Source organism: Methylobacterium sp. AC433 (assembly GCF_979253015.1).
Genome location: NZ_CEEDBN010000001.1, coordinates 282,903 through 309,841, shown reverse-complemented (window position 1 = coordinate 309,841; position 26,939 = coordinate 282,903). Strand labels below are relative to the sequence as shown.

At 70.1% G+C, this 26,939-nt stretch carries 26 protein-coding genes; 18 read left to right on the top strand and 8 right to left on the bottom strand.

All coding sequences use genetic code 11. The features are described 5' to 3' along the window. Positions 1-19 precede the first annotated feature (19 nt). Both fabB and fabI read left to right on the top strand, forming a co-directional pair. Entirely contained in the window at positions 20-1,246 is a 1,227-nt protein-coding gene (gene fabB, locus AC0IWM_RS01465; protein WP_471752740.1) for a beta-ketoacyl-ACP synthase I, read from the top strand. Positions 1,247-1,617: 371 nt separating this feature from the next. Then, positions 1,618-2,451, top strand: coding sequence for an enoyl-ACP reductase FabI (fabI, locus tag AC0IWM_RS01460; protein WP_471752739.1), 834 nt, complete (start codon positions 1,618-1,620; stop codon positions 2,449-2,451). Between the two features lie 10 nt (positions 2,452-2,461). Here the strand turns inward: fabI and AC0IWM_RS01455 are convergent, their stop codons facing one another. The 5 genes from AC0IWM_RS01455 to AC0IWM_RS01435 form a co-directional block, all read right to left on the bottom strand. Continuing rightward, positions 2,462-3,031 (bottom strand): NUDIX domain-containing protein, encoded by a 570-nt coding sequence (locus AC0IWM_RS01455; RefSeq protein WP_471752738.1) that lies wholly within the window; start codon positions 3,029-3,031, stop codon positions 2,462-2,464. Positions 3,032-3,107: 76 nt separating this feature from the next. Continuing rightward, a complete protein-coding gene (locus AC0IWM_RS01450) occupies positions 3,108-3,287 on the bottom strand; it encodes a hypothetical protein (RefSeq protein WP_471752737.1) in 180 nt (59 codons plus the stop codon). 23 nt (positions 3,288-3,310) lie between these two features. Beyond that, positions 3,311-3,763: an RNA polymerase sigma factor region1.1 domain-containing protein gene (locus AC0IWM_RS01445; RefSeq protein WP_471752736.1), complete on the bottom strand. Its 453-nt coding sequence runs from the start codon at positions 3,761-3,763 to the stop codon at positions 3,311-3,313. A 141-nt stretch (positions 3,764-3,904) separates the two neighbouring features. Beyond that, positions 3,905-4,948 carry a YihY/virulence factor BrkB family protein gene (locus AC0IWM_RS01440; RefSeq protein ID WP_056471604.1) on the bottom strand — a complete coding sequence of 348 codons (1,044 nt, stop codon included), beginning with the start codon at positions 4,946-4,948 and terminating at the stop codon, positions 3,905-3,907. Positions 4,949-5,011: 63 nt separating this feature from the next. Next, positions 5,012-6,019, bottom strand: coding sequence for a LysR family transcriptional regulator (locus tag AC0IWM_RS01435; protein ID WP_471752735.1), 1,008 nt, complete (start codon positions 6,017-6,019; stop codon positions 5,012-5,014). A gap of 116 nt (positions 6,020-6,135) precedes the next feature. Between AC0IWM_RS01435 and AC0IWM_RS01430 the strand changes: the two genes are divergently transcribed. The 9 genes from AC0IWM_RS01430 to AC0IWM_RS01390 all read left to right on the top strand — a co-directional run bounded on the left by AC0IWM_RS01430 (position 6,136) and on the right by AC0IWM_RS01390 (position 16,334). Beyond that, positions 6,136-6,744 (top strand): YceI family protein, encoded by a 609-nt coding sequence (locus tag AC0IWM_RS01430; RefSeq protein ID WP_471753089.1) that lies wholly within the window; start codon positions 6,136-6,138, stop codon positions 6,742-6,744. Positions 6,745-6,778: 34 nt separating this feature from the next. Then, positions 6,779-7,381: a cytochrome b gene (locus tag AC0IWM_RS01425; RefSeq protein ID WP_471752734.1), complete on the top strand. Its 603-nt coding sequence runs from the start codon at positions 6,779-6,781 to the stop codon at positions 7,379-7,381. After that, complete coding sequence (locus tag AC0IWM_RS01420; RefSeq protein WP_471752733.1) at positions 7,378-7,959, top strand: YceI family protein; 582 nt, start codon at positions 7,378-7,380, stop codon at positions 7,957-7,959. Before AC0IWM_RS01425 ends, AC0IWM_RS01420 begins: the two co-directional genes overlap by 4 nt. A 355-nt stretch (positions 7,960-8,314) precedes the next feature. Further along, complete coding sequence (locus tag AC0IWM_RS01415) at positions 8,315-9,781, top strand: MmgE/PrpD family protein (protein ID WP_471752732.1); 1,467 nt, start codon at positions 8,315-8,317, stop codon at positions 9,779-9,781. A gap of 101 nt (positions 9,782-9,882) precedes the next feature. Next, positions 9,883-11,070 (top strand): MFS transporter, encoded by a 1,188-nt coding sequence (locus AC0IWM_RS01410; RefSeq protein ID WP_471753088.1) that lies wholly within the window; start codon positions 9,883-9,885, stop codon positions 11,068-11,070. 23 nt (positions 11,071-11,093) lie between these two features. Next, entirely contained in the window at positions 11,094-11,747 is a 654-nt protein-coding gene (locus tag AC0IWM_RS01405; protein WP_471752731.1) for a DsbA family oxidoreductase, read from the top strand. A 60-nt stretch (positions 11,748-11,807) separates the two neighbouring features. After that, positions 11,808-12,815 carry an MBL fold metallo-hydrolase gene (locus AC0IWM_RS01400; protein ID WP_471752730.1) on the top strand — a complete coding sequence of 336 codons (1,008 nt, stop codon included), beginning with the start codon at positions 11,808-11,810 and terminating at the stop codon, positions 12,813-12,815. A 338-nt stretch (positions 12,816-13,153) separates the two neighbouring features. Then, positions 13,154-14,275, top strand: coding sequence for a glycosyltransferase family 4 protein (locus AC0IWM_RS01395; protein WP_471752729.1), 1,122 nt, complete (start codon positions 13,154-13,156; stop codon positions 14,273-14,275). A gap of 100 nt (positions 14,276-14,375) precedes the next feature. Further along, entirely contained in the window at positions 14,376-16,334 is a 1,959-nt protein-coding gene (locus AC0IWM_RS01390; RefSeq protein ID WP_471752728.1) for a heparinase II/III family protein, read from the top strand. A 237-nt stretch (positions 16,335-16,571) separates the two neighbouring features. On the opposite strand, the gene AC0IWM_RS01385 is transcribed toward AC0IWM_RS01390, so the two are convergent. Beyond that, positions 16,572-16,754, bottom strand: coding sequence for a hypothetical protein (locus AC0IWM_RS01385; RefSeq protein ID WP_162240968.1), 183 nt, complete (start codon positions 16,752-16,754; stop codon positions 16,572-16,574). 379 nt (positions 16,755-17,133) lie between these two features. On the opposite strand from AC0IWM_RS01385, the gene AC0IWM_RS01380 reads away from it, so the two are divergent. Next, entirely contained in the window at positions 17,134-18,318 is a 1,185-nt protein-coding gene (locus AC0IWM_RS01380; RefSeq protein WP_471752727.1) for a polysaccharide biosynthesis/export family protein, read from the top strand. A 713-nt stretch (positions 18,319-19,031) separates the two neighbouring features. On the opposite strand, the gene AC0IWM_RS01375 is transcribed toward AC0IWM_RS01380, so the two are convergent. Then, complete coding sequence (locus AC0IWM_RS01375) at positions 19,032-19,313, bottom strand: hypothetical protein (RefSeq protein ID WP_471753109.1); 282 nt, start codon at positions 19,311-19,313, stop codon at positions 19,032-19,034. Between AC0IWM_RS01375 and AC0IWM_RS01370 the strand changes: the two genes are divergently transcribed. From AC0IWM_RS01370 to AC0IWM_RS01360, 3 genes are read left to right on the top strand one after another with little or no spacing between them, the layout of a single operon-like run. Beyond that, the gene (locus AC0IWM_RS01370; RefSeq protein WP_471752726.1) at positions 19,275-20,345 is read left to right on the top strand and encodes a glycosyltransferase; all 1,071 of its coding nucleotides are present in this window, start codon (positions 19,275-19,277) and stop codon (positions 20,343-20,345) included. The genes AC0IWM_RS01375 and AC0IWM_RS01370 overlap by 39 nt on opposite strands. Before the next feature lie 11 nt (positions 20,346-20,356). Next, a complete protein-coding gene (locus AC0IWM_RS01365; RefSeq protein ID WP_471752725.1) occupies positions 20,357-21,322 on the top strand; it encodes a polysaccharide deacetylase family protein in 966 nt (321 codons plus the stop codon). A gap of 32 nt (positions 21,323-21,354) precedes the next feature. Then, the gene (locus AC0IWM_RS01360) at positions 21,355-22,530 is read left to right on the top strand and encodes a glycosyltransferase (RefSeq protein ID WP_471752724.1); all 1,176 of its coding nucleotides are present in this window, start codon (positions 21,355-21,357) and stop codon (positions 22,528-22,530) included. A 65-nt stretch (positions 22,531-22,595) separates the two neighbouring features. Here the strand turns inward: AC0IWM_RS01360 and AC0IWM_RS01355 are convergent, their stop codons facing one another. Further along, a complete protein-coding gene (locus tag AC0IWM_RS01355) occupies positions 22,596-23,069 on the bottom strand; it encodes a serine O-acetyltransferase (protein WP_471752723.1) in 474 nt (157 codons plus the stop codon). A gap of 199 nt (positions 23,070-23,268) precedes the next feature. Between AC0IWM_RS01355 and AC0IWM_RS01350 the strand changes: the two genes are divergently transcribed. From AC0IWM_RS01350 to AC0IWM_RS01340, 3 genes are all read left to right on the top strand, one after another. Then, entirely contained in the window at positions 23,269-24,342 is a 1,074-nt protein-coding gene (locus tag AC0IWM_RS01350) for a glycosyltransferase family 4 protein (RefSeq protein ID WP_471752722.1), read from the top strand. Positions 24,343-24,649: 307 nt separating this feature from the next. Then, complete coding sequence (locus AC0IWM_RS01345) at positions 24,650-25,867, top strand: ABC transporter substrate-binding protein (RefSeq protein WP_471752721.1); 1,218 nt, start codon at positions 24,650-24,652, stop codon at positions 25,865-25,867. Between the two features lie 209 nt (positions 25,868-26,076). Next, on the top strand, positions 26,077-26,931 hold the full coding sequence (locus tag AC0IWM_RS01340; RefSeq protein ID WP_471752720.1) for a branched-chain amino acid ABC transporter permease: 855 nt from the start codon (positions 26,077-26,079) through the stop codon (positions 26,929-26,931). Positions 26,932-26,939 lie beyond the last annotated feature (8 nt).

Genomic DNA, 26,939 nt, shown 5'->3' with positions numbered 1-26,939 from the left:
GGCGGAGAGCATCGTGTCCATGCGGCGTGTCGTGATCACCGGGATGGGCATCGTCTCATCCATCGGCAACAACACCGAGGAAGTCCTCGCCTCGCTGCGCGAGGCCAGGTCCGGCATCGGGCGCTCGGCCTCCTACGCGGAGCACGGCTTCCGGAGCCAGGTCGAGGGCCGTCCCACCCTCGACCCCGAGGGCGTCGTCGACCGGCGGGCCATGCGCTTCCACGGCGGCGGCACCGCCTGGAACCACGTCGCCATGGACCAGGCGATCCGGAACGCCGGGCTGGAGGCGGGCGACGTCTCCAACGACCGCACCGGCATCATCATGGGGTCGGGCGGTCCGTCCACGAAGGTCATCGTCGAATCCGCCGCCATCGCGGTCGAGAAGGGTCCCAAGCGGGTCGGCCCCTTCGCCGTGCCGAAGGCGATGTCCTCCACCGCCTCGGCGACCCTGGCGACCTGGTTCAAGATCAAGGGCGTGAACTACTCGATCTCCTCGGCCTGCGCGACGTCGAACCACTGCATCGGCAATGCCGCCGAGGTCATCCAGGGCGGGCGCCAGGACATCATCTTCGCGGGCGGCTGCGAGGACCTCGACTGGACCCTCTCGGTGCTGTTCGACGCCATGGGCGCCATGTCGTCGAAGTACAACGACACTCCGGCCCGGGCCTCCCGGGCCTACGACGCCAACCGCGACGGCTTCGTCATCGCGGGCGGTGCCGGCGTGCTGGTGCTGGAGGAATACGAGCACGCCAAGGCCCGCGGCGCCACGATCTACGGCGAGATCGCCGGCTACGGCGCCACCTCGGACGGGCACGACATGGTCGCGCCCTCCGGCGAGGGTGCGGTGCGCTGCATGCGCCAGGCGATCGAGGGCCTCAGGGGCGCCAAGATCGACTACATCAACCCGCACGCCACCTCGACGCCGGTCGGCGACGAGAAGGAGATCGAGGCGATCCGCGAGGTCTTCGGGCGCGGCGATGCCTGCCCGCCGATCGCCGCCACCAAGTCGCTCACCGGCCATTCACTCGGGGCGACCGGCGTGCAGGAGGCGATCTACGCGCTCCTGATGATGAACAACGACTTCATCTGCGAGAGCGCGCATATCGACGAGATCGACCCGGCCTTCGCCGACATGCCGATCCTGCGCCAGCGCCGCGACGGGGCGAAGCTCGGCCACATCCTCTCGAATTCCTTCGGCTTCGGCGGCACCAACGCGACGCTGGTCCTCAAGCATGTCGACGCCTGAGGGCGCCGATCATGCTTCGGCGTTAAGGGATCGACCTTTGCATTAAGGAACTGGAGAGGCCTCCGGCAGTTCATTGTTTCTATGGATTGCTGGAAGTCATCGCCATGTTGTGGTTCACCCTCGGAACGGTCGGCGGCCTCGCAATTGCCGGAACCACGGCCGTGTACATCAAGCAGGTCATGATCGACCGCGCCAACTGCGACACGGACGGCTACTTCTAGCCGAAGAGCCCTGCCGCCTCCCTCGACATTCCTGCAAGGCCTCTCCCACGGAGCCGGGGCCGGATTGGACAGAGTCACGAGCCCCGCGCTAAGCCTCCAGCCAACGATGACGGGCCCGAGGGGCCCAGGGTCCGCGACCGGGGGAAGTGCATGACGGGTTTGATGGCGGGAAAGCGCGGCCTCATCATGGGGGTCGCCAACGATCACTCGATCGCCTGGGGCATCGCCAAGGTCCTGCACCGCCACGGAGCCGAACTGGCCTTCACCTATCAGGGCGACGCGCTCGGGCGCCGGGTGACGCCGCTGGCGGCCTCCGTCGGATCGGACATCGTCCTGGCCTGCGATGTCGAGGACATCGCCAGCGTCGACGCGCTGTTCACGGCCCTGGACACGCGCTTCCCCGAGGGCCTCGACTTCGTCGTCCACGCCATCGGGTTCTCCGACAAGGGACAGCTCAAGGGTCGCTACGTGGACGTGACCACCCGCGAGAATTTTTCGCGGACGATGACGATCTCCTGCTTCTCCTTCACCGAGATCGCCCAGCGCGCGGCCAAGCGGATGCCGCGCGGCGGCTCGCTCCTGACGCTGACCTATGGCGGCTCCACCCGGATCATGCCGAACTACAACGTCATGGGTGTCGCCAAGGCCGCCCTCGAGGCCTCCGTGCGCTACCTCGCCGGAGACCTCGGGCCGGACGGCATCCGGGTCAACGCCCTCTCGGCGGGTCCGATGCGGACCCTGGCCGGCGCCGGCATCGCCGACGCCCGCCTGATGTTCAACCACCAGAAGGCGCATGCCCCCCTGCGCCGCACGGTGACCCAGGAGGAGGTCGGCGGCTCGGCGATGTACCTGCTCTCGGACCTCTCGGGCGGCGTCACCGGCGAGATCCACTTCGTCGATTCCGGCTACAACATCATCTCGATGCCCCGTCCCGACGTGCTGCAGGCCCAGGACGAGGCGGGCGTCATCGGCGACGCGGTCTGAGGCGAGAAGCTCAGTCCTCGAACAACGCGGGCCGGCGGGCGCGCAGGGCGAGGACCAGGGTCAGGGTCTTGAGGTCGGTGAATTCGCAGCGATCGGCCATCCGGGCGAGGTCGGCCAGCGGCATCTCGACGACCCGGATGTTCTCGTGCTCTCCGTCCGCACCCCCGCCGCCCGCGACCCGGTCGGCCGCGGCGTAGGCGGCCAGGAACAGGTGGATGCGCTCCGTCGAGATGCCCCCGCAGGAATAGGTGGCGCCGACGAAGTCGAGGTCGCCGAGGCGCAGGCCCGCCTCCTCCAGCACCTCCCTCCGGGCATTCTCCTCGGGCGTGCCGTCGTCGATCAGCCCGGCCGGGGCCTCGAGCTGGCTCTGCTCGCCGGCGACGTAGAGGGCCGGCACGCGCAGCTCGCGCACCAGGGTCGCGACCCGGCGGGCGGGATCGTAGGGCAGCACCCCGACTGAATTGCCGTGGTCCTCGATCTCGCGCTCGGCCTCGCTGCCGTCGGCGAGGCGGACCCGGGCGAGGAAGAAGCGGCTCCAGCCCTCGTGAAGGGTCCGCAGGCTGAGGATCTCGGCTTTCATCGCGACACGGTCCTTCTCGCGCGAGGGCGCGTTTCCAATCGCCCGGAGGCGCGTTCCCGTCGTGGGCGCCTTGCCCTCAGGGGCCGCCCGCCAGGGCGCTCTCGATCACCATGATGAGCTCGTCGAGGTTGATCCGGCCGTCGAGCGTCAGGAAGCCCGGTTCGCCGGCCTCGACGTTCAGGCCCTGCTCGCTCACCTCGGCCTGGCGCTCGAGTTCGGCGATGATCGCCCGCGCGATGGTGGTCTGGATATCCATGTCGGCCTCCCACGTGCCGGGTGTCAGTGTCCGAGGGCGATCAGGGCGGCTGCCATCAGCACCAGCACGATCAGGCCCGCCACCAGCACCGCCGACCTGACCCGCCGCCCCTCGGCCGGCGACGCCGCTCCTGCCGTGTCCCCGTCGGCGGTGACGGTCGCCTCCGCCCCTCGGGCGGGAGGCGGGACCGGGCGCGGCGCCACCGAGGCGGCGTCGTGGGAGGGCAGTCCGGGCGCCGGGGCGATGGGCACCGGCGCGATCCCGTCGGGATGCGCCCGCCCGGGCAGCAGGTTCTCCAGCTCCACCGCGATGCCGGCGGCGTCGAGGTCCAGGACCACCTGGGCGATCGCCTCGGCGCTCATGCTCTGGATCGGCAGGGCCGCCTGCAGGTCGGCCGGGGAGAGCTCGCCCTTCTGCCGCCCCAGGGCGATCAGCCGGTCGAGGCCCTGCCGGGCGAGGACCGGAGCGGCACTCACCACGGGCGCGGCGCCGTCGCGGCGCCGCCGGGCCGGGAGGGTCGTGCGTGTTGTGATCCGGCCATTCGCCACTCCCGACGTTTCGCCGTCGGGAAACCCGCCCGGCCTCGGCGCTGTTCCCGGGCGCCGGCGCGCCGCGGCTCACTCCTGGCTCGGCCCCACGCTGTCGGCGGCGAAGGCCTGGCGGACCCCCAGGGGCTTCGGCCGGCCCTCGGTGCTGTCGCAGCCGGTCTGGCGCTCCATCTCCGAGTTGATCTCGGCGCCCACGAGGACGATGACGATGGACAGCCACATCCAGGTCATGAACCCGATGCCGGCCCCCAGCGACCCGTAGATGCGGTTGTAGCTGTCGAAGCTGGCCACGTACCAGGAGAACACCCCCGAGGCGGTGACCCAGAGCAGGGCCGCGAGGCTGCTGCCCCAGGTCACCCAGCGCCACTTCGCCCGGTTCCGGCTGGGGCCGTAGCGGTAGATCAGCGACAGGCTGAGGGTGACGACGCCCAGGAGAGCCGGCCAGCGGACGATCTGCAGGATGGTGTCGGTGGCGGTGATGAAGCCGAGACGGTCGAGGATCGCTGGCAGCAGCACCACCGCGCTGGTGGAGACGAGGAAGAACACCACGCTGGTGATCGTGAACAGGAAGGTGGTGGCGTAGAAGCGGATCAGGGTGCGCTTCTCCCGCTCCTTGTAGATCACGTTGAGGGCGTCGAAGAGCGCGCTCACCCCGGAATTGGCGCTCCACAGGGCGATCAGCAGGCTGATGCCCGACGTGGTGCTCAAGGAGCCGGTGCTGCGCTGCGCGATCCGCACCAGCTGGTCCGAGAACAGCTCGAGGGCGCCCGGCGGCAGGATGTCCGCCAGCAGGCTGACGTGCTGGCTGATGACGTGGGGGTCCGAGAACAGCCCGTAGATCGACACCACCGCGACCAGGCCGGGGAAGACCGCCAGCAGGGCGAAGAAGGCGACGCCGCCCGCCGTGGTCAGCACCCGGTCCTGCGGCATGGCCCAGAACACCCGCCAGAGGATATCCCGCCAGCCGGCCTTGGGGATCTCGACGGGGTCGGTCGCGCCCCGGCCGCGGCCGGGCTCGTGCGCGCGCTGGCGCGCCTCCGCCAGTTCCTCCGGATTCAGGGCGCGGGTGCTGACCGAGCGCCAGTCCTGACCCTCTTCCTCTTCTCGCACCATGCCGAGACCCCGCCGGACCGCTCGTCGCCGGAACGCCGCCGCGAGGGGTTCGCCCTCCCGGGATCACACTCTGCCTGAAGTCTCGTTATAGGTCGTCACCGATGCCGGGACAGGCGTGGGACGATCGAGCCCGGCCATGGGGCAGGTCGCGGCCTGCCGGGCCAGCTCCGTGCGGACGTGCTCACGGAACAGGCGCACCCGCGCGGGAAGTTCGCGGCCCGCGAGGGTGACGGCGCGCAGGGTCCCGCCCCGGCTCGCCCAGTCGGGCAGGACGCGCACGAGATCGCCCCGGACCAGGGACCGCGCCGCGACGAGGCTCGGGATATGGCCGATGCCGGTCCCGGCCAGGGTCAGGCGCAGCACCGTGGCGAAATCCGTGGCCCGCACGGCCGGGCGCAGGGTGATCCCGGCCTCGCGCCCCTCGGCGTCCGAGACGAGGATCTGGGTGGCGCCGAGGCGCTCGCGGGCGAGCACCACGTCGTGCGCCGACAGCGCGGCGATGTCGACCGGGCCCGGGCGCTGCGCCAGATAGGCTGGGGCCGCGTAGAGGCCGATCGTCAGGTCGGCCAGGATCGGAGCGGTATAGCCGCTGTCGGGATGGTCGCCGCCGCCGAGGCGGAGCGCAAGGTCGACCCGGTTGGCGGCGAGATCGAGGCGGCTGTCGGTGATGAGGAGTTCGAGGGTGATCTGCGGGTGCCTGGCCCGGAAGCTCGCCACGAGGTCCGGCAGCACCTCGACGCCGAAATCGATCGAGGCCGTCACGCGCAGGTGCCCCCGCGGCAGGGTGCGGGCGCCGCGGGCCGTCTGCAGGGCCTCGTCGAGGAGGGCGAGGCTCTCCAGGGCCCGGGCGTGGAAGGCGAGTCCCTCGGCGGTGGGCGAGACCGCGCGCGGCGTGCGCGCCAGCAGGGTCACCTTCAGCACCGCCTCCAGGCGGGCGACGCGCCGGCTGACGCTGCCCTTCGTCTCGCGCAGGAAGGCGCCGGCCTGGGTCATGCTGCCGAGGTCGACCACCGCGCAGAAGGCGCGGACGTCGTCGAGGTTTCCGGCGAAGGTTTCCAGATGCGCAACCATGTGTCCCCGATTAGCGCGCTATCGCACCGCCGGGAAGGCGCCTATCTGCGCTGCACCGAACCGGCCCCCAGGGTGTCACCATCCCCGGCGCCCTCATCCTCGGAGTGAAGCCCGTGATCCGTCTCTCCTCGTCTCTCGTCGCCCTGACCCTCGCGCTCGCCGCGCCCGCCCTCGCCCAGACCCCGCCGACCCGCGACCCGGCCCAGATCCAGGCCGGCACCTACGCGGTCGATCCGGGCCACACCCAGGTCGGCTGGACGGTCTCGCACATGGGCTTCTCGAACTACTCGGGCGGCTTCTCGGACGTGTCCGGCACCCTGGAGCTGCAGCCGAAGACCCCCGCCGCCTCGAAGCTGTCCATCAAGATCCCGGTGGCGTCCGTGACGACGACCAGCGAGAAGCTGACCGGCGAGCTCAAGGGCGACCAGTGGCTCGACGCGGGCAAGTACCCCGAGATGACCTTCGTCTCCACGAAGGTCGCCCCCGAGGGCAAGGACAAGGCGAAGGTCACCGGCGACCTGACCCTGCACGGCGTGACGAAGCCGGTGACGCTGAACGTCACCCTGGTGGGCGCCGGCGTGAACCCGCTGAACAAGAAGGTCACCGTGGGCTTCGAGGCCACCGGCACGATCAAGCGCTCGGAGTTCGGCGTGAAGACCTACGTGCCGCTGATCGGCGACGACCTGCACCTCACCATCGCGGGCGCCTTCGAGCGCAAGGAGTAAGGCGCACCGTCCACCCGGCCGCAGGGAGAGCGTCATGATCGGGACCGCCCGCGCCGTGCCCCCGCCGCGCTACACCCGCATCGCCATCGCGCTGCACTGGCTCAGCGCGCTGGCGGTGCTGGGGCTGATCGCGATCGGTCTCGCCATGACCCATGCGGATCTGGCGCCGATGCGCCGGTTCCAGCTCTACCAGTGGCACAAGTCGGTCGGCATCACGGTGCTGGCCCTGACGCTGCTGCGCCTCGGCTGGCGGCTGGCCCACCGGCCGCCGGCCCTGCCCGCGACGCTGCCGGCCCGGGAGCGGGCCGGCGCGCACGCGGCCCACGCCCTGCTGTACGGGCTGCTCCTCGGCCTGCCGCTCGTCGGCTGGGCCGTGGTCTCGGCGTCGCCCTTCAACCTGCCGACCGTGCTCTACGGAATCCTGCCCTGGCCGCACCTGCCGGTGCTGCCGGAACTGGCGAACAAGGCCGCCGTGGAGGCGGTGCTGAAGCAGGTCCATGCCTGGGGGGCCTGGTTCCTGATCGGCCTCCTGCTGCTCCATGTCGGCGCCGCCCTGCGCCATCACCTCGTGCTGCGCGACGACACGCTCCGGCGGATGCTGCCGCGCGCCCCGCTCAAGTCCGGAGCCTTGCCATGACCGCCGTTCGTCTCGCCGTCGCGGCCGCCCTCGCGGCGGCGCCCCTGGCCCTTCCCGCCCGCGCCGAGGCCGCCGCCTGGACCGTCGATGCGGCCAGGAGCCGGATCGGGTTCTCGGGCGTCCAGGTCGGCGCGCCCTTCCAGGGCCGGTTTAAGCGATTCTCCGCGCAGATCGACTTCGACCCCGCCGCCCCGGAGACCGGGCACGCCGTGGTCGACATCGACCTGGCGAGCGCCGAGACCGGCGACGCCCAGCGCGACACCTCGCTGCCCCAGGCGGAGTGGTTCGACGTCAAGGTCATGCCGCAGGCCCGATTCGAGGCGACCCGGTTCGTCGCCAGGGGCGGGGACGCCTACGAGGCCGTCGGCAGCCTCACGATCCGCGGCATCCGCCGCGACGCGGTCCTGCCCTTCCGCCTGACGCGCGAGGGGGCCACGGCCCGCGCGGTGGGCCATCTCGACCTCGTGCGCACGCAGTTCGGCGTCGGCCAGGGGCCCTGGGCCTCGGGCCAATGGGTCGCCCTGGAGGTGGGCGTCGACATCGACCTGACGGCGACGCAGGCCACGTCCAAGCCCTGAAGACCGGGAGGCCGGACGTTCTCGGCGCCAAGCGTCCCGGAAGGATCAAGTCTCCGTCCCCGGAGCACGAAGATCTGCGCCAGAGCACGAAGACCTGACCGCGTTCGATCCACCCAAGACCCCGCGCGTTCGACGCTGCGGGGCCGCCTCCGCTCCCCTGGATGCGCCGCACGAACCGCGAAATCTTGTTTCCGGCACGTAAAAGCCGTGGGCAGCCCGCATCGGGCGGGAGCCGTTGCCGCGGCGATGCGGTTATCCCTCGGTTCCGGTCCCTCCGACGGCCTCGGCCCCGGGCGCGCCCGGCACGGCGGCGTCCACTTGGGCGCCGGCCGCAAGAAGCGAGAGGGAGAGATCCATGCCCGTGCCCACGATCGACCGCCGTGCCCTGCTCGGGTCCGCGAGCCTCGCCCTCGTGGGGGCCGGCAGCCTCGCCCCTCCCGCGCTGGCGGCACCCGAGATCAGGCCGGACCCGAAGCCGGTGCCGCCGGAGGTCACCCGGATCCTCGCGCGCTACGTCATCGGCGCGCGCTACGCGGACCTGCCCGAAGCCGTCCGCCGCGAGGGCACGCGCACCCTGCTGAACTGGGTCGGCGTCGCCATCGGCGGATCGCATCACGCGACCCTGGACGTCGCGGTCTCGGCCCTGAAGCCGTTCTCCGGTCCGCCCCAGGCCGGGCTGTTCGGGCGCCCCGAGCGCTTCGACATCATGAACGCGGCCTTCCTCAACGGCGTCGCCAGCCACATCTTCGACTACGACGACACCCACCTGAAGACCGTGATCCACCCGGCCGGCCCGGTCGCCTCGGCGATCCTCGCCTATGCCGAGATGAACCCGGTCTCGGGGGCGGACTTCCTCAACGCCCTGGTGCTGGGCGTCGAGACGGAATGCCGGATCGGCAACGCGGTCTACCCGAACCACTACGATGTGGGCTGGCACATCACCGGCACCGCCGGGGTGTTCGGCGCGGCGGCCGCGACGGGCAAGCTGATGGGCCTGAGCGAGCAGCAGATGGTCTGGGCCCTCGGGCTCGCCGCCTCGCAGCCGGTGGGCCTGCGCGAGTCCTTCGGCTCCATGAACAAGAGCTTCAATCCGGGCCGGGCCGCCTCGAACGGCCTGTTCGCCGCGATCCTCGCCGCGAAGAACTACACGAGCTCGGACGGGATGATCGAGGCGAAGCGCGGCTGGGCCAACACCATCTCGACGAAGCAGGATTACCGCGAGATCACGGAAGGCCTCGGCACCCGCTACGAGGCGGCGCTCAACACCTACAAGCCCTTCGCCTGCGGCATCGTCATGCACCCGGCCATCGACGCGGCGGTGCAGCTGCGCAACGAGAACCACCTCACCGCCGACGCGATCGAGCGGGTCGACATGAAGGTCCACCCCCTGGTTCTCGAACTCACCGGCAAGACCGCGCCGCGCACCGGCCTCGAGGGCAAGTTCAGCATCACCCACGCCGTCGCGGTGGCGCTGGTGGAGGGGGCCGGCGGCGAGAAGCAGTTCAGCGACCGGGCGGTGACCGACCCCGTCATCGTGGCCCTGCGCGCCCGGGTGAAGCCGGTGGTCGACCCCGCGATCCGGCCCGAGCAGGTCGAGCTCACGGTGGTGCTGAAGGACGGCCGCAGCCTGCCCCGGCGCATCGAGCACGCCATCGGCAGCGTCGAGCGCCCGATGTCCGACGCCGCGCTGGAGACCAAGTTCACCGACCTCGCGGACGGCATCCTGCCCGACGACCAGGTCCGGCGCGTCATGGACCTGTGCTGGCGCATCGCCGAGTTGCCCGATGCCGGCGACGTGGCCCGGGCCGGCGTCCAGGCCTGACGCACCGGAACCGGGATCGACGCGCCGGTCCCGTCCGCGTATGGCGAAGCCCATCCCCGGGCCTCGCCCGGCGCGACGCCCCCCGCCCGCCGCCATCAAGGATCACGGACCTGAAGGCCGAGTTCTCGACCACGCGCCTGATCGTGATCCTGGCCTTCGCCGGCTTCGCCAGCACCTTCGCGGGCCGTTCCATCGAGCCGCTGGTGGGCGTGCTGGCCCGCGACATGCGCAGCGATCCCCACACGGTGGCGCTGCTCTCCACCGCCTTCGCCCTGCCCTACGCGCTGATCCAGCCGATCCTCGGCCCGATCGGCGACGCGCTCGGCAAGGAGCGGATCATCGCGATCTGCCTCGCCATCCTCACCCTGGCCCTGGCGGCTTGCGCGCTCACCACCAGCCTCGACACCCTGTTCGTCCTGCGGATGGTCGCCGGGGGCAGCGCCGGCGGCGTCGTGCCCCTGGCGCTGGCACTGATGGGCGACCGCATCCCGATCGAGCGCCGGCAGGTCGCCATCGGCCGCTTCCTCGTGGCGGTGATCCTCGGCCAGCTCTCCGGCTCGACCTTCGCGGGCCTGATCGAAGGGGCGATCGGCTGGGCCGGGGTCTTCGCCATCACCTCGGCGGTGGCGGCCCTGGGCTGCGGCGCGGCCCTCTTCGGGTTCGACCGCAGCGCCGCGGCACCGGCCCGGCGGCCGGAATTCCGCACGGCGGTGGCGCGCTACCGCACGATCGTGGGCAATCCGCGCGCCCGCATCCTGTTCGGGGCCGTGTTCGTCGAGGCGATCGCGGTGTTCGGGATCTTTCCCCACCTCGCGCCGCTGATCGAGGCGCGGGGCGAGGGCGGCGCCCGCGAAGCCGGCCTGGCGCTGGCCGGCTTCGCCGCCGGGGGGCTGCTCTACTCGTTCTCGGTCGGCCTGCTCCTGCGCTTCCTCGGCATGTCGCGCATGCTGATCGGCGGCGGCCTCATCTGCGCCGGCGCCCTCGTCACCATCGGTCTGGCCGGAACCTGGCAACTCGACTGCGCCGCCCTGGTGGCCATGGGGCTCGGCTTCTACATGCTCCACAACACCTTCCAGGTGCAGGTGACCGAGGTGGCGCCGACCGCCCGGGCCTCGGCCGTGGCGCTGCACGCCTTTTCGTTCTTCTGCGGGCAGGCGCTCGGCGTGGCGATCCTCGGCGGGGCGCTGCAGGGCCTCGGCCAGTTCACCGCCCTCGGCCTCTGCGCCGTCGTCATCGCCGGCCTCGGCTTCGTGACCGCCCGTCGCCTGGCGACGACGCCGTCGCGGTGACGCCCGAATCCCAGGAGCCGCGGATGTCCCTGACGATCTCGGTGTTCTCGGACGTGATCTGCCCCTGGTGCTTCCTCGGCAAGCACCGGTTGGAGCGGGCTCTCGACGCCCTCGACCTGCGGTCGAGCACCACCCTCGAATGGCTGCCCTTCGAGCTGAACCCGGACATGCCGGCCGAGGGCCTTCCCCGTGCCACCTACCGGGCGCGCAAGTTCGGCCCGGAGCGGAGCGCGGCCCTCGACGCGCAGATGACCGAGCGCGGGCGGGCGGAGGGCCTGACCTTCGCGTTCGAGCGTCTGCAGGTCACCCCCAACACCCGCGACGCCCACCGGCTGATCGCGGCGGCGCAGGACCGGGGCCGCGGAGACGCCGCGGTGGACGGGCTGTTCCGAGCCTATTTCCAGGCCGGCGAGGATATCGGCGATCCGGCGGTGCTCCGGCGCCTCGCGGACGCGGCCGGACTCGACGGCGCCGCCTGGGCGCAGGCGCGCACGGATGCCGGGCTCGACGCCCGGATCACGGCCCTGGAGGCTCAGGCCGCGCAGATGCAGATCGGCGGCGTGCCGTTCTTCATCGTCGACCACCGCTGGGCGGTGTCGGGCGCCCAGGGCACCGAGGCCTGGATCGCCGCGCTCCGCGCCCGGAGGGACGAGGCCTCGGGCATCCCAGCCGCTTGACGGCCGCCCCGAAGGATCCAGTTCTCCGGGGCGGACGACCGCCGACGGGGAGGCTTGTGGATGACCGAGGCGACGCGACGGGGCCTCCTGGGCTCGACCTTGGCCTCGACCCTGGCGGCGGCCGCCCTGGCGGGCTCCGGCCCGCCGGCAGCCGCCGCGGCGGGCGCGGCGCCGGTCGAGCCGCAGGCGCCCGGTTTCTACCGCTACCGGGTCGGCGACGTCCGCGTCACGGCGGTGACGGACGGGGCCAACACCATGCCGCTCCCGGAGCGCTTCGTGCTCAACGCCGATCGCGCGGACGTATCGGCGGCGCTCACGGCCGATTTTCGCGACGGGGCGACCCTCACCGTGCCCTTCACCCCCCTGGTGATCGAGACGGCCGGCCGGCGCGTCGTCATCGACACCGGCAACGGCGAGGCCGCCTTCCTGGCGAGCGGAGGCGCCGTGGGGCAGTTCCACACCAACCTGAAGGCGGCGGGCTTCGACCGGGCCGCCATCGACGCCGTGGTGATCTCCCATTTCCACGGCGACCACGTGAACGGCCTGCTGACGCCGGAGGGCAAGCCCGCCTTCCCGAACGCCGAGATCCTCGTGCCGGAGCCCGAATGGGCCTATTGGATGGATGACGGCGCCATGAGCCGGGCGCCGGCGGGCCGGATGCAGGACGGGTTCCGCAACGTCCGGCGGGTCTTCGACGGACTCGGCCGCAAGGTGACGCCCTATGCCTGGGAGCGGGAGGTCGTTCCCGGCCTCACGGCGCAGGGCACGCCCGGGCATACGCCCGGTCACACCTCGTACCTGCTCGCCTCGGGGCGCGACAGCCTGTTCGTGCAGTCCGACGTCACCAACGTGCCGGTCCTGTTCGCCCGCCATCCGGGCTGGCACGTGATGTACGACCAGGACCCGGCCATGGCCGAGGCCACCCGGCGCCGGGCCTACGACCGGATCGCGGCCGACCGCACCCTGCTCCAGGGCTTCCACTACCCCTTCCCGGCCGCCGCCCACCTGGAGAAGACCGCCGACGGCTACCGCGAGGTCCTCGTGCCCTGGAGCCCGGTCCTGCGCTGAGGCCGGTGCCACGCTCGTGCGGCTCGGGGGAGCGGGAAATCCGGCTCACGAGCGCTACCGGCGTGCCGGGGTGACCTCCGGATCGTGTCGCGGTCCGTCGCGCAGGCTCACGACCCGGTAACACCGGCGCACCGCTCACAGCGAAATCTGGTCGAGGCGCTTGATCGGCCGGGATTTTCCCGACATGGCTCAGCGCATCAAATCCAAGAACAGTTGATAGCGGCCGCCGGGCCGGGAGGGGTCCGGCCACGCTGACGCGAAACCCGCGTCACGGCCCGGCCTTGCCTCCCTCGGCGGCGCCTGCCCGTGGCAAGCTCATGCGAAGGGAAGCCGACCGGATGGACGAACCTGGACGACGGGAGACACGGGACGGGCCGCAGCCCCTGCGGGTCGTCATCGTGACGCCGCTCGGCCGCGGCGGGCGCGGCGGGATCGACCGGCTGATGGACGAGCTGCGGGTGTCGCTGCGTCTGCCCCGATTCGCCGAGGCGGAGGTGACCTTCCTGACGAGCCGGGGCCAGGGCTCCCAGGCCGCGGCGCCGCTCTACATCGCCCGCCTGCTCGCCGCGCTCCTGCGGCGGCGGCTGACGGGCCGCGTCGATGTCGTCCACATCAACCTGTCCCAGACCGGAAGCACCTATCGCAAGCTCGTCATCGGCGCGTTCTGCCGGCTGCTGCGCCTTCCCTACGTCCTCCACCTGCACGGATCGCGCTACCGCCAGTTCTGGGACGGCGCTCCGAAGCCGGTGAGCCGGGCCATCGCCCGGATGTTCGCCGGCAGCGCGCGAATTCTGGTCCTCGGCAGCGTCTGGCGGGACTACGTCGGCGGGAAGGTGCCCGAGGCGCGCGAGCGCATTCTCGTCCTGCCGAACGCGAGCCGCGACCCCGGCCGCCGGGAGCGCGTGGAGGGACGGCCGCTGCACATCCTGTTCGCCGGGCGCCTGGGCGAGCGGAAGGGCATCGTCGAGCTCGTCGCGGCCCTCGGACTCCTGAAGGACCGCCCCTGGCGGGCCACCCTCGCGGGCGACGGTGACGTCGAGAAGACGCGGCAAGCGGTGGCGGCGCTCGGCCTGACCGACCGGGTCTCGATCCCCGGCTGGATCTCGGGGGAGGCCTTCGAGGCGCTCCTGGGCGAGGCCGACATCCTCACCCTGCCCTCCTACGACGAGAACCTGCCGCTGTCGGTGATCGAGGCCTTCGCCCGCGAGACCCCGGTGGTCTGCACGCCGGTCGGAGCGGTCCCGGACATCGTGGAGGACGGAAAGACCGGCCTCCTGGTGCAGCCGGGCGACGCGGCCGGTCTCGCCGCGGCCCTGGGCCGCCTCCTCGACGCGCCGGACCTGCGCCGGTCCCTGGCGACCCACGCCCGCGCCCTGTTCGAGGAGCGGCTGGAATTCGTCGATTACACCGGCCGGCTCATCGCCGCCTGGAAGACGGCGGCCGCGCACGGCCGGCGCTGACGCCCGCCCTCCCGCCTCGCCGCTCCGCCGCCGGCCCCGTTCGGCGCCGACCCCGACACGCCTCCCCCCACCGGAGGCCGCCTCAAGAGGGACCCGAGCCATGTCGCTCAAATGGTACATCGGCCGCCTCGCCGCGATGAGCCCCGCCGAGATCGCCCACCGCGTCGGCGAAGTCGCCAAGAAGTCGCTCTCGCGCCGTCGCAGCTATGACTGGACGTCGTTCCCGGTCGCGCCAGGGCCCGCTCCGGTCATCCCGGGCTTGCGGGATGCGTTTCTCGAGAATTCCGGTCCGGACCTGACGGAGGCGGTGCGCGCCGCGAGCCGCGCGCTCCTCGCCGGACGCTTCAGCGCGCTCGGCGTCGCCTGGCCGGCGCGGTCGTCGTCGCAGCTCTTCCCGGCGGAGGTCTGGCGGCTCGATCCGGTGACGGGCGGCGCCTGGCCGGGTGCGGAGCGCTTCTGCTTCGACATCCCCTACCGGCACGAGCGGACCCTGGGCGACATCAAGTACGTCTGGGAATTCAACCGGCTGCAGCACCTCCAGCCCCTCGCCGCCCTGGTGGCGCTGGAGGGCGACCGCGCCGCCCTGGCGGCCATCGAGGCGGCCGTCGCGAGCTGGTACGCGGCCAATCCGCCGTTCCGGGGCCTGGGCTGGAACTCGGGCATCGAGCTCGCCCTGCGGGCCGCCTCACTGCTGATCGTCGCCAGCCTCTGCGGCGATGCCCTGTCGCCCGCGACCGCCGAGCGGATCCGCGTGATGCTGGCGGCCCATCTCCACTGGCTGCGGCGCTATCCCTCACGGTTCAGTTCGGCCAACAACCACCTCGTCGCCGAGGCGATGGCGGAATTCCTGATCGCCCTGGCGATGCCGGAGCTCGGCGAAGCGCGCAGGGCCGAGTGCGATGCCCGCGCGACGCTGGAGCGGGAGGCGGCCAGCCAGATCCTCGACGACGGCGTTCCCGCCGAGCAGTCGCCGACCTACGGGGCCTTCACCGCCGAGATGCTGATGCTCGCCAGCGCCGCGGGGCGGGCGGCAGGACGCCCGCTCGGCGCCATCGTCGAGACGCGACTCGCCGCGTTCGCGCGGTTCGTCGGCACCCTCGCGACGCCCGGCGGCGCCGTGCCGGCCATCGGCGACGACGACGAGGGCCGCGTGCTGACCCTGACCCATCCGCCGGAGGCCGCCTATCCCGCCTCGGTCGCCGCCGCCATCGCGGGCCATCTCCGGCACGCCCCCTTCGGTCCCGTCGCCCCGGATCCGGAATTGCGGGACGCGGTCTTCGCGGCACCGCGGGCCGGCGCCATCCGGCCCCTGGGACTCGAGACCTTTCCGACGGGCGGGCTCACGGTGGTGCGGGAGGCCCGCTGCGGGCGCGACCTGACCTTCGTGATCGACCACGGTCCACTGGGTTACCTGACGATCGCCGCCCACGGACACGCGGACGCCAATTCCATCATGCTGACCCTCGACGGCGAGCCCGTCATCGTGGATCCCGGGACCTACCTCTACCATTCCGGCGGACCGTGGCGCGACTGGTTCCGCGGCACGGCGGCACACAGCACGCTGACCCTGGCCGGCCTCGACCAGAGCACCATTTCCGGCCCCTTCAACTGGTCGCACAAAGCCAAGGCCCGGGTGGAGCATGTGCAATCCGGGGACAACTGGTCGGTGACGGCGAGCCACGACGGCTATCGCCGCCGCCTCGGCACGGACCATGTCCGCACCGTCGCGGCGACGCCTACGGGCCTGAAGGTCGTCGACCGCCTCGATCCGGCACCGGCGGAGCCGCTGGCCGCCGACCTGGTGTTCCAGTTCGCCCCGGGAATCGATCTGATTCTGGCGGACGGTGCGTGGCGGGCGAGCCGGAACGGCCTGCCGCTCCTCGCCCTGACCTTCGAAAGCCACGGCACGGTCACGGCATCCACAGGGGAATCGGACGTGTCGGGAGGCTGGGTTTCGCCCGCGTTCGGGCTCAAGGTTCCGGCGACGCGCCTGACCTGGCGCGGCAGCATGGGTCCGCGCGGCATCGCCACCGCCATCACGATCGAACCGCGCCACTGAGGCGCGCCGTCGAGGCCTACCCAAGTGGACGCCGACATCGTCGCACCGATGAGCAATCATCCGGTGCGACGTCGACGACTACGCCCAATGAACCGTGGACCAGTATCGGAAGGACGATTGTTCACCATAAGTCTTTTCGGCTCTTTAAGAGCAAAAGCCTATGATGACCTTCTCAAACGAACGACCCGAAGGACGCCGAGGGTCGTGCGGTATCCCACCAGCGCCGACCGTTCCTGCTTAATCCCAGGAATACAGTTGCCGGTAGGGCTTGGCTCGCAGCAACGGCGCCGTCGCAACCTGGTTCAGGACCGCGACATCGTCCGGATACAGGGGAACCTCGACATGCGGGGTGCAGCGCAGGAGCAGGACGATGCCGTCCTTGCACGGCGGAACCGCGATGGCGCCGGCACGGACGGGCAACCGCGGCGCGTACCCGCGCGGGTAATCCGGCCGCAGGTCCGAAGCCCGCGCCTGATGGATCGGAAGCCCGACCGAGCATGCCATGAGGGTTGCGAAAAGCAGACAGATCCTGTTCATGCAAACTTCCTAAGCGCGGGATACCACGAAGACAAATCAAAAAATCACTCTGTCGACAGATTCATTGTACCCGCGAGTCGCGATTTCCCTGTTGCGGCAAGGTAACGGTCGTCGATAAATGAAACCGTGGGGCGGATACCTGTAATCCTAGCCTAGCTCCGTCAAGCCTAGATTGATAAGCCGCATTGGGGCTCTTCTGATTTTAGGCCACATTTTGTAGAATGAGATGCGGCGCTCCATGTTGCATTCAGGAGACTCGTGAATGAGGTCGGTAGTTCTAATCCTCCTGATGGGCCTCGGCGTCGGAGCCTGCCAGCCCGTCGCGAAGGACGGCCCCACGAAGAGCAGCTTCATCGACAGCGCCGACGTGATCGTCCAAGAGACCGCCCCGACCATCAGCTATGCGCTGGTCGATCTCAGCGCACAGGCGATCCAGGCGTCGAACCGGTTCACGCTCTCCAAGAATCCCGCCTTCTCCCGAGGCTTCATGGATCGCGGGTCGTCGCGGACCGGACTCATCGGCTACGGCGACATCCTGGCGATCACGATCTTCGAGGCCGCGTCGGGCGGCCTGTTCATCCCGAGCGAAGCCGGGTCCCGCGCCGGCAACTTCGTCCAGGTTCCGAACCAGCAGGTCGACTCGGCCGGCAACATCGTCGTCCCCTATGCCGGGACCATCAAGGTCAGCGGCCGCACCGCGCAGGACGTCTCCAGCGAGATCGTCCAGAAGCTCCGCAACCGCGCCATCGAACCGCAGGTGGTCGTCTCCATCGCCGAGCGCCGCGGCAACGACATCAGCGTGATCGGCGAGGTGAACCTGCCCGCGCGCATCCCGCTCGATCCCGGCGGCCTCAAGGTGCTGGGCGCGATCGCGCGTGCCGGCGGCCCGCGCAATCCGGCCCACGAGACCATCGTGACGATCCAGCGCGGGGGCGCCACCGGACAATCGTCGCTGAGCACGATCGTGCGGGACGCCTCCCAGAACGTCGCGGTCCGGCCCGGCGACGTCATCTACGTCTCGCGTGAGCAGAAGGTCTTCATGGTGCTCGGCTCGACGCCCTCGCCCGGCGCGATCGGCGGCACGAACAACCGGCGCTTCACCTTCGACAACGACAACGTGACCCTCGCCGAGGCCATCTCCAAGAGCGGCGGTCTCGACGGTCTGCGTGCCGATGCCGGCGCGATCTTCCTGCTCCGCTACGAATCCCGCGAGGCCCTGCAGGCGATGGGCGTCGACACCTCCAGTTACCAGGGAGACCTGATCCCGACGATCCACCGGGCGAACTGGACCAAGGCCGCCGGCGTCTTCCTCACCAACGACCTGTACATCCGGAACAAGGACATCATCTACGTCGCCGAGCATCCGACCTCGGACTTCGCCAAGCTCAGCGCGGTGTTCCGGAGCGTCTCGGTGCCCGCCTCGGATGCTGCGCTGATCGGACGCTGATCCGATCGCGGCGCTGCCCGCCCTTCGGGGCGGGCGGTCTCGGGACACGGGTGAGCGTCGGCGCGACGCCCGGCGCCGCCCGGAACCGGTCCGGTTTCACGCAAGGGATCCGGCGCGTTCGATCGCGCCGAGCAACACGATGCCGTGAAGGTCCGGCGCAGGGCCGAGGCGCGGCGCGGCGGCCGCGCATCGACCGCCGCGCGCCATCGTGCCGGCGGCACGCTTCTCGAAGTGCTCGCCGAAGTCTTCGCCGAAGTCTTCGCCAAAATTTCCGATCCAGCAGCCTGCCGGTCAGCGCCGGCAAAATATTCGGACCTCGAGACCGGGCGCAGGCCTGCGGCGCTCGTCCGTCCCCGGCCGCCGTGTTCCCCCGGCCGATGCGGGCGCGGCCCGCGCTCCGGTGCAGGGCGCCGCAGCTCGACCCGATGGGTCCTGCGCTTCGTCGATCCCCGCGCGGGCGCCGACGGAATCGGACGCCTGCCCGCATGAGCGCCCAGGACATCATTCCTGGATGCCCTCCAGACCCGATCCCCCTTCGCCCTCACCGATTCGGATGTCCCGTGGGGTTCCGAAACACCTTCCGCGACGACTACGCGCGACGCATGGGCCGATGGGCAAATCGGCTTCACTATAGTAGAGGCTTGGCCGGCCGCCCGTCAGCTGGGAGATGGTGACGTCATGTAGCCATGTCGCCGACGGCTGGTTTGCATGCGTTAGCGAGTCAAAAAGAGGTCGTCCCTTACGATCTGGAACAGTGCGGTCGACATCATCCATCGCCAGTAATGTAGATCGCGGGTCTCAAGCGGCGCATCATGTTTGACGAGCATCCGAATATCCGGAAAGCGGCCCCGAATAGAGGCGCTACAGATCGAGCTCAGGCGGGAAGGATCGTTTTCTTTCTGCCCACGCTGACGCTCGGCGGTGCTGAACGTCATACTGTTCAACTGCGAAATCTGATGCGAATCCGTGGTTTTTCTACCACGCTCATCGTTCATGGCCGGGCCTGGTCGCAGGAAATGGCCGAGGCGAAGGGCGCGGAAGACCCGATCTACTGCAACCTGCGCGGCATGTCGGATCCCATGGGCTGGCTCAAGCTCTGGTTCACCCTCAGGAAGCTCAGGCCGGACGTCATCGTCGGGGTGAACCAGACGCCGCTGATCGTCGCCGTCGTCCTTCGCCTCCTCGGGGCAACGCGGGCCCGCGTCGTCAGCGTCTTCCACACGACCTACCTGCTCGAGAAGGAGATGCGGCGGTTCTTCCTGTTCAAGTGGACCCTGCGTCTCGCCGATTCCATCGTCTTCGTGAGCGCGACGCAGAAGCGGGTCTGGCAGGAGCGCGGATTGAGCGCCCGGCGGATGGAGGTCATCCCGAACGGGGTCGACTTGGCGGGCTTTCAGCCGGACCCGGCCGCCCGCGCCCGCGTCCGGGCCGAGGTTGGATTTCGGAACGACGAGCTGGTCCTCGCCCTCGTCGCGGCCTTCCGCCCCGAGAAAAATCACGAGCAGCTGCTGCACGCGGCCCGCAGCCTGCTGGATCGTGGTAAGCCGGTGCGGCTCCTGTTCGTCGGCGACGGACCCACACGTCCGGCGATCGAGGCGCTCGCGGCGACGCTGGGGCTTCGATCGATCGTCACCTTCACGGGCTCGCAATCCGATGTGAGGCCTTGGATCGCGGCATCCGACATCGGGGTTCTGTGCTCTCACGCGGAGACGTTTCCCCTGAGTGCGCTGGAATTCATCGCCATGGGCGTCCCGATGATCATGCCGGCCATCGGCGGAACATCCGAGATCGTCGCGGACGGGGTCAACGGCCTCCTGTTCGAGCCCGGCTCGAACGAGAGCCTGACGCAGGCGGTTCTGACCCTGGCGGATCCGGAGCGGCGCGCGCGCTTCGCGGAAGCCGCCACGCATTCGGCCACGCGGTTTTCCGTGGAGTCTATGGCGGATGCCTACAGACATTTGTTAGAGAGACTCATGAATCGCAGCGATTCGGCCATCAGCGCCTCCGAGGCATCCCAAGCCCTATGAGGCCAAGCCCTATGAGGTCGGAGACCAGATCCACCGCGCTGCGCCCGTCCCTCCTGCTGTCCATCGATACCGAGGGCGACGATGTCTGGTCGAGGCCCAACCCGGTGCAGACCCGCAATGCCGAGACGCTCCCGCGCTTCCAGCACCTATGCGAGCGCCACGACCTGCGTCCGACCTACCTGACCAACTGGGAGATGGCGAACTGCCCAGTCTTCCAGGAACTCGGCCGCGACGTCCTCCGCCGAAACGTCGCCGAGATCGGCATGCACCTCCACGGATGGGATTCGCCGCCCATCGCCCCGCTCTCCTCCGACGATGCGACCCATCAGCCCTACCTCTTCGAATACCCGGAGGCGGTGCGCAGGCAGAAGATCGAGGTCATGACCCGATGCCTGGAGGATACCTTCCAGGTCCCGATCCTGAGCCACCGCGCGGGTCGATTCGGCTTCGATGCCGTCTCCGCCCGGGCGCTGGAGGCGCTGGGCTACCTGGTCGACTGCTCGGTGACCCCGAACGTCTCCTGGGCCGCGCATCCCGGCTCGCCGACCGGCCGAGGCGGGGCCGACTTCTCGGCGTTTCCCGAGCACGCCTATCGGATCGACCTCGAGCGGATCGACAGGCCGGGGGAATCGCGGCTCCTGGAAATTCCGATGACCATCATCCGTCGTCGTCGTCCGCTCCCGGCCCGGCTGGCAAGGAAAATGCTCGGGAAGTCCGTGGATCGGGTGTTCTGGCTGCGCCCGAACGGCCGCAACCTGAAGGATCTGCTCGAAGTCCTGGACATCGCGGAATCGGAGGGGCGTGACTACGTACAATTCACGCTCCACTCCTCAGAATTCATGCCGGACGGCAGCCCGACCTTTCGTACGAACGAAAGTATCGAGAAGCTCTACGAGGACATGCAGGTTCTGTTCGAAGCGGCACGAGGTCGTTTTACAGGGCGAACCCTGTGTGAACATCGATCCGTGTTCCACTGAGTGACGATACGACAACGGAGCATGCAGTCGATATGATAGAATCACGATCGCGTGCCGATCAGGGACCCGTCGTCTTCTTCCTTCCAGGCCTCGATGTCGGCGGCGCGGAACGTCATACGATCGATCTGAGAGCCCGCCTGCGCCGCCGGGGCTGGGACACGCAGATCGTGGTCTACGGCCCGCGCCGCTCGGAGGCGATCCTCCGCATGGAGGGCGCCGAGGACGTGCTGCAGCTCAACATCACCGGGATGTCCCGCCTCCGGGGCTGGGTGACCGCCTGGCGGGCCCTGCGGAATCTCCGGCCCGGCCTCATCGTCGCCGTCAACCAAGCGCCCCTGATCGTCGCCGTGCTCCTTCGGATGTCCGGGGCGTCCCGGGCGCCCGTCATGGGCATCTTCCACACCACGGTGCTGAGGAAGTCCGAGGAACGAACCTTCTTCCTGTACCAGGCCGCCATCCGCCTCGCCGACGTCCTCGTCTACGTCAGCGCGAACCAGCGGGCCTACTGGACGAAGCGGCATCTCCGGTGCCGGAAGACGGCGGTGATCATCAACGGCGTCGATCACGCCCGCTTCAGCGAGGATGAGAACGCAGGTCCGGAGACGCGCCGGCGATTCGGCCTCGCCGCGACCGACTACGTCATCGGCAACGTCGCGGCCCTCAGGCCCGAGAAGAACCACTGCCAGCTGGTCGAGGCGGTCGCCGTCCTGCGCCGGAACGGCATTCCGGCCCGCGCCCTGCTCGTGGGCGGCGGCCCGGCCCGCGCCGAGATCGTCGCCAAGGCCCGCGAGCACGGGATCGAGGAGCACATCGTCCTCGCCGGCGAGCAGGCCGACGTCCGGCCCCTGATCGCCGCCTGCGACGTGGGCGTGCTGTGCAGCAACGCGGTCGAGACCCTTTCCCTGTCGGCCCTCGAGTTCCTGGCCAGCGGCGTGCCGATGATCATGTCGGAGATCGGCGGCGCGTCGGAACTCGTCCGCAACGGCGTCAACGGCTACCTCTTTCCCAGCGGCGACACCGATATGCTGGTGAACCGCCTGGTCGCCGCCGCCGATCCGACGACCCGGGCCGGCCTCGCCGCGCAGGCCCGGCCGTCGGTCAGGGGCCTCTCGGTGGAGGGCATGGTCGACCAATACGCGCAGCTCTTCGGCGCCCTGCTCCGCGCTCCCCCAGCCCCGATCCGGACCCTGGCCCTGGACGATCGGTGACGGCCGGGCCGTCTCTCGTCAGACGCCGCGGGGCGGACGGATGCCCGCCCTCCCGCGAACGCCCCTCAGGGCGCGGCCACCCCCTCGCCGGGATTGTGGCGGTAGGCATCCACATCGGCAATATTTCGCTTGGCGACGGCCGGAATGCCCGCGATCAGCGAGTGGGGCGGCATGTCCTCGATCACGACGGCATTGGCCGCCACCACCGATCCGGCGCCGATGGTGATGGGGCCGATGATCTTGGCGCCCGCATGGACGATGACGTCCCGCTCCAGATGCGGGGCCCCCGGCAGCGGGGTCCGGCCGCCGAGCACGACGTGGACGCCGATCTCGCAGCCATCCTCGATCACGGACGCGCCGTTGATCACGACACCGATGCCGCTGTGATGGAACATCACGCCCGTCCCGATCGAGGCCCGCCCCGGGATGGAGGCGGCGAACCCGACCCGGACGATGCCGTCGACGATGCGGGAGAGCGGACGAAGGCCAGCGAGGTGGAAGCGCCGGGAAAGCCGCTGGAGGGCAGCCACAGCCTGCATGCAAGCACTCCGTCTATTCGATGAACGCGACGTCGTTATACGGCTGGTTCCAGATCAGGGAAATGGTTTTTGTGATCGGAATAATATCGCCAGTGGATGTCGTCCTTCCACCACTCTATAAACAAATGCATAGTCAGGTGAGACAGATCGAGCGATCAGCGTGAAGCCTAAACTGACATTTTTCGTCCCTGGTCTCGCAATGGGTGGAGCGGAGCGACACACGCTCGACCTTCGCGCACGCTTCATGGAAAAAGGCTATCCGACCTCCGTCGTCGTGTTCGGTCGCGGCCAGTCTGCGCAGACCGTCGCCCTGCCGGGCGCCCAGGGAGCCCGGATGCTGGGCTGCCGCGGCCTCGCCGATATCGGCTCCTGGCTCCGGGTCGGGAAAGCGCTGCGGCAGGAGAACGCCGACGTTCTCTTCGTCATCAACCAAGCCCCGACCATCATGACCCTGCCGTTTCGCTGGAGTCTGCGCGGCAAGGTGGTCGGCATCTTCCACACGACGGTGCCGCGCCCGGGCGAGGGTCCTCGCACGGCGCTGTTCCGGATCGCGGCCCGGTTCCTCGACCGCCTCGTCTACGTCAGCGTCAACCAGCGAGACTACTGGCGCGCGCGCGGGCTCGCGTCAGCCCGGGACGAGGCGATCGTCAACGGGATCGACCTGGATCACTTCGCGCCCCGCCCGGCGGACCGTGCGGCCACCCGCTCCGCCTGGGGCGTCCAGCCCGACGACTTCGTCATGGGTCTGGTCGCGACCATGCGGCCCGAGAAGAACCACGCGCAGCTGGTCGACGCCCTCGCGGCGCTCCGGCAGCGGGGCGTTCCCGCCAAGGTCGTCTTCGTCGGCAACGGTCCCGATCGGGAGCGGCTGACGCAGGTGGTCGAGACGGCCGGAATGACGCCGCACGTCGTGTTCACGGGCGAACAGGGCGACGTCCGGCCGAGCATCGCCGGCTTCGACGTCGGCGTCCTGTGCAGCACGTCGATCGAGACCCTCTCCCTGTCGGCCCTCGAGATCCTCGCCGGCGGGGTGCCGCTGGTGCTCTCCGATATCGGCGGCGCCTCCGAGATCGTGCAGGACGGCGTCAACGGATACCTCTTCGAGGTCGGGCGCACCGACCAGCTGATCGATCGGCTCGCCCGCGTGGCGCAGCCCGAGGAACGCGCGCGCCTGGCCGGGGCGACCCGCCGGACCGCGGCGGCCTTCAGCGTGGACCGCATGCTCGCCTCCTACATCGCCCTCGTGGACGATCTCGTCGCGCCCAAGCGCTGAGGGCCGGCGCCGCGGTCTCACCTCTCCCGCGTCGAACGGCCGGGATCGGCCGGACCGGGCTTCGGCGCGGGCCGGGGACCCGGCGCGCGCCGCTGGGCAACGGCCTCCGTAGGTTCGGCTCGTCCGGGCGGGCCGCGAGGCGCGAGTGCCTGCGCGCGCATCATCATCTGCCTGCATCCCGAGCTTTCGAAGCGTCCCTGCGCAAGTGCAGTGCAACATCGCCGCTCGACTTGACGGATCCGAACCGCGCATATTCTATGCGTATAGTTTGGATAGTTCGTCCGGCGCGAGAGCCAGGAGCGGTGCCATGCGTGATCGTCGTGCGTTTCTGAAGTCCTCGCTGACGGCGGCCGCCCTGGGCGCTTCCGGGCTCCCGCTGTCCGGGATCCTGCGCGGCGCGCGCGCCGCCGATGGCCCCCTCGTCATCGGCGCGCCGCTGCCGATCTCCGGGGCGTTCGCCGCGAACGGCAAGTACGCCTCGCTCGGTGCCGCCTTCGCCGCGCAGGAGGCCGGCAAGGTTCTGGGCCGCAGCGTCACGGTCGCGGACATCGACACGGAGGGCAAGCCGGCCCCGGCCGCCCGCAAGGTGCAGGAGGCGATGGCGCAGGGCACCCGGCTCTTCGCCGGCGGCATCCTCTCCTCCGAGGCGCTGGTGATGGGCAAGGAGGCGGCGAAATCCGAGGGCGTCTTCATCACCACGGCGGGCGCCGACGAGATCACCGGCTCGGACTGCAACCGCGGCACCTTCCGCTGGACGGTGCCGACCTTCGGCGCCATCGCGCAGACGGTGCGCCCGCTCGTCGCGCAGATGCCCCAGGCCAAGCGCTGGTACACGATCACCCCGCAATACGTGTTCGGCGAGGGCCTCCTCAGCGCCGCCAAGGCGGTCTTCCAGGAGAAGGGCATCGAGCATGTCGGCAACAGCTACCACTCGCTGGCCGAGAAGGAATTCAGCGGCTACCTGACCAACGCGATCGCGGCCAAGCCCGACGTGCTGCTGCTCCTCAACTTCGGCTCGCAATCCTCGGATGCCCTGCGCCAGGCGGTCAGCTTCGGCCTCAAGAAGCGCATGACCATCGTGCTCGCCTGGGCCTCGGGCCTCGAGCAGTTCGAGGCCCTGGGCGCCGACCTCTGCGAGGGCGTCTACTTCGGCGCGCAGTACTGGCACGGCATCGACTCGCCCCTGAACAAGGCCCTGGTGGCCAAGGTCCGCGAGACCGCCAAGATGACGCCGAACTACTCCTTCGCCGGCTCCTACCAGATCACCAAGCTGCTCCTCGACGCGGCCACCAAGGCCGGCAGCGCCGACGGCCCCGCCGTGATCAAGGCGCTCGAAGGGATGCGCTACGCGGGTCTCACCGGCGAGGAGGAAATCCGGGCCGCCGACCACCAGGTCATCAAGGATTACTACCTGCTCAAGGGCAAGGCGAAGTCCGCCATGAAGGACAAGGACGATTTCGCCGAGGTCATCCAGTCCGGCAAGTCGTTCCTCTCGCCCGAGGCCGCCGGCTGCAAGATGACGTGAGGGCTACCGCTGAACTCTCCCCCCTCCGCGGGGGGAGGGTGGTCGCGGAGCGACCGGGAGAGGGGCGGCGCCCCCTCACCCGACCCGCGGACGCGGCCGGCCCTCTCCCGCAGAGGGGAGAGGGAGCACGTCTTGCGACCCGGACGAAACCTCGCGACCCGGACGAAACCTCGCGACGCGAACGACATCCTGGCTGAACGGGAGACCCCGTGACCTACCTGTTCCAGATCCTGAACGGCCTCGGGCTCGGGATGCTCTACTTCCTCCTGGCGGTGGGCCTGAGCATCATCTTCGGGTTGCTGCAATTCGTGAACTTCGCCCACGGGGCGTTCTACCTCCTCGGCGCCTACCTCGCCTACGAGGGCGTCGAGCGCGGCCTGAGCTTCTGGGTGGCGATGCCGCTCGCCGCCCTGGTCGTCGCCGGGGTGGCGGGGCTGACCGAGCGGCTGCTCCTGCGCCGGGTCTACAAGCTGCCGCACACCTTCCACATCCTCGTCACCGTCGGCCTCGCCCTGGTGGTGCAGGAACTCGTGATCATCGTCTGGGGCCCCCTCGGCGGGAACGTCGCGCCGCCGGACGAACTCAGCGGCGTGATGATCCTCGGCGACTTCGTCTATCCGGAATACCGGCTCTTCGTGATCGGCTTCACGGCGATCCTGGCGGCAGGCCTGTGGTGGCTCCTCGACCGGACGCGGCTCGGCGCCATCGTCCGCGCGGGCTCCGAATCCCCGTCCAACATGGCGCTGCTCGGCTACGACACCCTGCGCATCAACACCGCCGTCTTCGCCCTCGGGGCCGGGCTGGCGGGCCTGGCCGGGGCGCTGGCCGCCCCCATCCGCGGCGTCGAGCCCTTCATGGGCGTCGAGGCCCTGGGCATCGCCTTCGTGGTGGTGGTGATCGGCGGGATGGGCAGCTATGCCGGGGCACTCGCCGCCGGCCTCCTCGTCGGCATCGCGCAGAGCCTGATGGCCACCCTGTGGCCCGAGGGCGCGCGCCTCGTCATCTATCTCGGCATGGCCGGCATCATCATGGCGATGCCGCGCGGCCTGTTCGGCCGGGCCTGAGGAGGAAC